The sequence below is a fragment of the Clostridium sp. genome, from assembly GCF_030532265.1.
In the GTDB taxonomy this organism is placed as follows: domain Bacteria; phylum Bacillota; class Clostridia; order Clostridiales; family Clostridiaceae; genus Clostridium.
Genome location: NZ_JAUNLM010000109.1, coordinates 1 through 3,552 on the forward strand (window position 1 = coordinate 1; position 3,552 = coordinate 3,552).

At 24.4% G+C, this 3,552-nt stretch carries 1 protein-coding gene and 1 CRISPR repeat array; the gene reads right to left on the minus strand.

Translation table 11 applies throughout. The features are described 5' to 3' along the window. Positions 1 to 44 precede the first annotated feature (44 nt). A complete protein-coding gene (gene cas3 / locus Q4E08_RS11885) occupies positions 45 to 2,036 on the minus strand; it encodes a CRISPR-associated helicase Cas3' (RefSeq protein ID WP_303131198.1) in 1,992 nt (663 codons plus the stop codon). Positions 2,037 to 2,299: 263 nt separating this feature from the next. Continuing rightward, positions 2,300 to 3,442: a CRISPR direct-repeat array (repeat unit 29 nt; unit sequence CTTTATAACTAATATAGTGAAATTAATAC). The last annotated feature ends 110 nt before the right edge of the window (positions 3,443 to 3,552 follow it).

The following is a 3,552-nucleotide window of genomic DNA, read 5'->3' on the forward strand; positions in this document are numbered from 1 at the left end:
AAAAGCTAGTTTTTTCATATTATCCCCCGTGCTTAGTTATAAAGCTATTCTCTTTCATCAGTTACTAGTCCTCTATAATCATATTTGCAATGAGTAATATAAATATTATTTTCTTCATTATATTCTGCTAACTCTCTATTTGCATTTACAAATAACTCATTCATCTCTACAAACTTCATTTCTTCCTTTAATTTTAAATATTTATTTAGTAAAGAAATAGGTAGCATCGATATGTTGTTATTGTTATTGTTGTTGTTATTTATAATTTCTTCTGTTACATCTTTATTAATACTTCCTACTTTTAAATTCCTTATAAAAAATTCAATATCTCCCCTATATCTATTATACTCTTCCATATCTATATTTTTATAAACTTCATTTAAATATGAGTTAACCTTTTCTTCAAAGATTAAACCCTTATCATCTTCAATAATTTTTATTATCTGTTCATAGGTGTTATTAATAATATCTTCATCATAAAATGTTCTATCTGATTCTTTTAATATATAAATATTTGATATCCTCTTATTTCCTTTTCTATTTACTCTACCAAAGCGTTGTAGTAATGAATCTAGGGGAGCTATTTCTGTGAACAGAATATCATAATCTATATCTAAACTAACCTCTATGGCTTGAGTCCCTATTAAAACATCACAATTATCTATATCATTCTCTATAATACTTCTATCCCTAGCATTAAACTTGCCATGTATTAATTTAATTTTTTTGTTATCTTTAAAGAAACTTTTTAAATCACTATATATTTTTTGTGATGTGTCTACTCTATTTACACAAATTAAAACTTTTTTATTCTTATTGATTTCTTCTTTTATATAATCTATTTTTTGAAAAACATCATTATCCTCGTAATGTATCCTATGTCTTAATTTGAAATCCTTATTTGTTGCTCTTATAATGTTATTAATTTCTAACCTTTCTTTAATTAAATCTTGCAAACACTTTGGAATACTTGCACTCATAATACAAATGCTTATATTAAATTCTCTCTTTAACCATCTTAAAGTTTCTAATAAGAAAGCTAGCTCTCTAATTTTAAAACAATGTATTTCATCAACTATAAATATACTATTTTTAAATTGTGCTAATTGCATCTCCCAATTTTTAGCTCCAAAAGAAGCCCTTACAATTTGAAATATTGTAGCTATGGTAACTTGCTTTATATTCTTTTTAAATAATTCTAATTCCTCTTTTTCATCTAAAATATCATCTTCTCTAATCAATAAACTTCTAACTTTGCTATGTAGAACCCCTACACTTATTTCTTCTTTCTTAAACCTTTTATATAAAGCATTGATACTTGCTGTATAAGGCAATAAATAGAATATCCTTTTACTTCTATTTTTATTTTGCATCTTGTCTGCCCATAACATAGAAGTCTCTGTTTTTCCACTTCCAGTTGGAGCTATTACTATTATATCTTCCTTATTCTTTAATTCTAATACCTGTTCTTGTATCCTTTTAAATGAAGAAAATTTATAAATATCCTTGCAATATAATCCTTCATCTATTTTTTTAATACCTGCACTAGATATATGATCTGCTAATTTTAAATATCCTAACATAAGGATAAGTTCTTTATCTTTCAATGATTTTTCTATATTTCTTTTATATAAACTCTTTAAAAAATTATTTATATTTTCAAAATCACAATTTAACTCAGATTTTATTTCTTCAAGCTCTTCTACATAACACTCATTACCTATTACACTTTTCCAGTAATCTATTTTTTTATGATGTAATAAAATGATTAATCTTTCTTTAAATGATAGATTTAAATAACTTGCGGACAATAGTTCATGTCTTACTTTTCTATGAGTACTCTCAATATTATCTTGAAACTCTTTAACGCATTTTCCTATATCATGTAACATTGCGCACTTATTTAAAGTATTAATATCATCTATTTCATGTATATCATTCAATTGTGATAGAATATCTACTAAATTTAATGAGTGCTGATATATTGTCGTTCCATCTAATTTTGCTTTATAATTCTTTAAAATATAATAATCCATATAATCCACCTTAATAAATAATATCTCTAAACTAACATAGTGAAATTAATATAACAATTATTTCAAGATTATTTATAATTAACTTAATGAAATTAAAATATTGAACTTTATCATGATATGTATTTAAAATTTATAACTAATACCATAAATAAAATAGTGAAATTAATATAAAACAAAGTAAACTTTATTAATAAATCAACACTCATTTTTATGAGTAATATAAAATATATTATCTCTTTATTATTGTTTCCTTGTTAATATTAATTTATAACTAATATAGTAAAATTTTAATACGTTTCAGTATCGAAAGCGTGAATTGAAGCTGAAACCTTTATAACTAATATAGTGAAATTAATACCAATAACGAGAAATATAACACTTATAGATCACGAAACCTTTATAACTAATATGGTGAAATTAATACAGCCAATAGCCTCTACTACTACAACTACTCCAGCAAGCTTTATAACTAGTATAGTGAAATTAATACGTACTTCTACCACATACTCCCCTGTCATTTTTCTTCCCTTTATAACTAATATAGTGAAATTAATACTATCCTCTAACCTCTCATACCCTACACATTTAGATAACTTTATAACTAATATAGTGAAGTTAATACTATGTTTTTAGTCCCTGTAACTGGATTGTATGATTGCTTTATAACTAATATAGTGAAATTAATACTGACTTTTAGTAATGCTTTATTATATACTTAACTCATTTTATAACTAATATAGTGAAATTAATACATATTCCAGAACATACTTGTTATGTTGAACTTTTCTTCTTTATAACTAATATAGTGAAATTAATACCAAGGTACAAGCCTTGCTATGTGGAAGGCCTCCAGTCTTTATAACTAATATAGTGAAATTAATACTTACACCTTACTTTGGGGAAGAGATATTGTAATAAACTTTATAACTAATATAGTGAAATTAATACCAAAAATCAAACGATCACGAGAAGGCTTCTTAAATCTCTTTATAACTAATATAGTGAAATTAATACTATAGGAAGTCATAAAACACTTATAGATTCAGCTACCTTTATAACTAATATAGTGAAATTAATACCCTAAAACTCCATTTAGTAAAATGGGGGTTGACACCACTTTATAACTAATATAGTGAAATTAATACAGGTTTATCTATAGGTTTACTATCAGAACCATCTACCTTTATAACTAATATAGTGAAATTAATACTAAGTCTTTATTATTATAGTTTCTTAACCCTATTATCTTTATAACTAATATAGTGAAATTAATACAAATTCCATTCCACGCTCAAACCAAGACCATTCCTTCTTTATAACTAATATAGTGAAATTAATACTATATTTAATTGCTCCAACTCTATCTAAGTTTTTTGGCTTTATAACTAATATAGTGAAATTAATACCCCCATCTTAAAATAGCTATATTACTTACTTTTAAATGTATTAATTCTTTAATTATGCAGTAGACCTTAAGTAATGTTTTTTTACTTTTTATAAAAATTGTTTAAAGCTT